Source organism: Nitrosophilus sp., from assembly GCF_982775275.1.
The window spans coordinates 1-2,605 of sequence record NZ_CEXZHP010000207.1 but is presented as its reverse complement, the minus strand read 5'-3'; the positions used below and the strand labels follow the sequence as shown (position 1 = coordinate 2,605).

The following is a 2,605-nucleotide window of genomic DNA, read 5'->3' as shown; positions in this document are numbered from 1 at the left end:
GAAAAAATGGGGACACGTTTTACCGATCCGGCTAAATCGTTTTTATTTATAGTTGGAAAATAGATATTTAAATCAGGATTAGTTGCAAGTAGGTTATTTGCACCCACTAAAGTTAATGGAGCTATAACATAGTTAAATCCGTCCGCATCTATTTTAGTTAAAGCATCTTGGATATCTTCAACTTTTTCAGTATCGATTTTATAACTTTTTAGCTCAAAAGATGAGTTTTTAGCCATAAGATATGCAAAAACCGCATTTGTTGTTGAGGTCGCATATTTTCCTATCTTTTTGTATGGTAACAAAAGTGCTATTTTTATACTTTTGGTTGAAGTTATAAGCCCTTGATTTAAGATAACAATATACATTTTTTTTGCTTCTAAAAGTTCTTTAGAAGTTAGTTTTTGCTCTTTAGCATAAGCTAAAAAAGAAAATATTTTACCATCATCTAAAAGTTTTTTCAGACATACTTCATCACAAGGATAAGGATCTAGGTTCATTATATATGTTTTTGGAAGAGGTATTTCAGAAATTAAAAAAGCTTCACTATATAAGCTTACAACAATCGTAGCAACTAAAAAAATCTTTTTTATCATAGGCAACTCTTTATAGTTTTAAGGTCATTATATACAATCTTTTTTAAATTTGGATTTCTTAAAACATAGTTTGGATGATAAATAGGGATAAGTTTAGAGTTTTGATACTCTATGATATGTCCTCTTACTTCATCAAAACTACCTCCATTTGGCAATAAAAACTTATAAACTTCTTTACCGAGTGTAACTATTAGTTTTGGTTTAATAAACTCTATTTGCGAGGTAAGATACGATTTGCATGATAGCCATTGGGTCTCATAGTTGGTTAGATTTGATAAGGGTTTGCATTTTATTAAGTGAGTAATAAAAACTTCATTTATATCTAAGTTTAAAACATTTGTAATCATATCTCTTAGCATTAAAGCACTTCGCCCTTGAAAAAAATCACCATAACTATCTTGAAGCTCCGATACAACATAGTCAATTATCATCAAATCAGCATTTGTATTTCCAAAACCACTTAAACTTTGTTTTCTACTTTTGCTAAAATCACATAAATGGCAAGTTTGTATCTGTTTATCTAATGAAGCTATATCATTTATCTTTATATCCATAGTTTGTGAATTTAGCTCTATAGGGTCTATATATTCATATCCTATAGCTTTTAATCTATAAAAATTTTGTAAAAGTTTTAGGTTTTGGTAGCTTTGCAAATACAACCTTTGATTAGTTTTTGCAAGAGTATATAAAAAATGAGGTTAAAAAGAGGTTAAGCCCAAATGGGCTTAAGTTTAAAAGAATTATTCAGCTACTTCAATAACTACAGGAGTTGATTCCCAGATACCGTGTTTTGTGCAGTAACCGTGAGCTACAAGGTTTAGTTTGCTTTTAGTTGGTCTGATGTTAAATGTAACTTCTGCATGACTTTTTTCATTTCCTAAAGTTCCAGGAACAAAAGTAGCAGTAGCTAGTTTAGTATCACCATCAAATAAAGTGATAGACTCTATATAGTGGTCAAAATCATCAGGGTGAGTATATTCGTTACCCATTTTTACATTTACAGCTAACATTTCACCTTTTTTAGCTTCACCTAAAACAGTGATAAACGGAGAGTGTCTATCTATTAAATCTTTTTTTGCTTCTCTATCGATTTGGCTTATATCTTCATACTTATTAATCTTTGGCATGAAACATCCTTTATATTTAATTTTGTGATGACATTATAGCTATAAATCCTTTTAGATAAACATAAACAAGAGTATATCTATCTTATTTAAGGTTTGTTTAATTTATAGCTTTTTAACCTTATTTTAGATAAAATCGCGATTATTTTAAAAAAAGAGAGAGTTTATGACTAAAACATTACTTATAGAAATAGGTGTAGAAGAACTTCCTGCTATTCCGCTTTTAAAAGAATTAAAAAATATAGAAAAAAAATACTTAAATGTTTTAGAAAAGTATAATCTAGTGAGTGAGTTTGAGTTTTATTATACTCCTAGAAGATTGGTTTTATGGCATAGAGAGTTTAAAGAAAAACAAGAAGATAAAGTAGAAGAGCTTTTTGGTGCTCCAAAACAAATAGCACTAAAAGATGATAAACCAACTCCGGCAATGTTGGGTTTTGCAAAAAAATGCGGTGTTGATGTAAGTGAGTTAAGCTTTGTTGAAAAACAAGGTAAAGAGGTGCTTTACTATAAAAAAGAGACAAAAGGTGTTGCATCAAAACTTCTTTTAAACGATATCATCAACGAATGGATAACTTCACTAGATTTTGGTAAATCTATGAGATGGGGAAATCTAAGTGAGAGTTTTATAAGGCCTATTAGATGGGTAAATGTATTACTTGGTGATGAGCTTGTTGATGTGGAGCTTTTTGGGGTGAAGAGTTCTTTAGAAACTAGAGTTCATAGACAAAGCAGTTTTGAGCCTGTAAAGATAACAAATGCAAAAGAGTATTTTGAAGTTTTAAAAAACGGCGGAGTTGTGCTGTATCAAGATGATAGAAAAGAAAGCATCTTAAAAGATTTTAAAGAGCTAGAAGAAAAAGAGGGAGTAAGTGTTGAGATTGATAA

At 29.9% G+C, this 2,605-nt stretch carries 3 protein-coding genes and 1 pseudogene; 1 reads left to right on the top strand and 3 read right to left on the bottom strand.

Annotated elements, in window-relative coordinates; translation table 11 throughout:
- The 3 genes and pseudogenes from AC30RD_RS08285 to AC30RD_RS08275 form a co-directional block, all read right to left on the bottom strand.
- Positions 1–593 (bottom strand): annotated as a pseudogene (locus AC30RD_RS08285) (hypothetical protein); the annotation flags it as partial.
- On the bottom strand, positions 590–1,246 hold the full coding sequence (locus tag AC30RD_RS08280; protein ID WP_489494010.1) for a uracil-DNA glycosylase: 657 nt from the start codon (positions 1,244–1,246) through the stop codon (positions 590–592). The pseudogene AC30RD_RS08285 and the gene AC30RD_RS08280, both read right to left, overlap by 4 nt.
- Positions 1,247–1,333: 87 nt before the next feature.
- Positions 1,334–1,720, bottom strand: a complete 387-nt coding sequence (locus AC30RD_RS08275) for a class II SORL domain-containing protein (protein WP_489494008.1) — start codon at positions 1,718–1,720, stop codon at positions 1,334–1,336.
- A 163-nt stretch (positions 1,721–1,883) separates the two neighbouring features.
- Here AC30RD_RS08275 and AC30RD_RS08270 point away from each other — a divergent pair.
- On the top strand, positions 1,884–2,605 hold a 722-nt coding region (locus AC30RD_RS08270; protein WP_489494007.1), incomplete at its 3' end, for a glycine--tRNA ligase subunit beta.

Coding starts and splice junctions, on each gene's coding strand:
- AC30RD_RS08275 (WP_489494008.1), bottom strand. CDS start 1,720: ATGCCAAAGATTAATAAGTATGAAGATATAAGCCAAATCGATAGAGAA.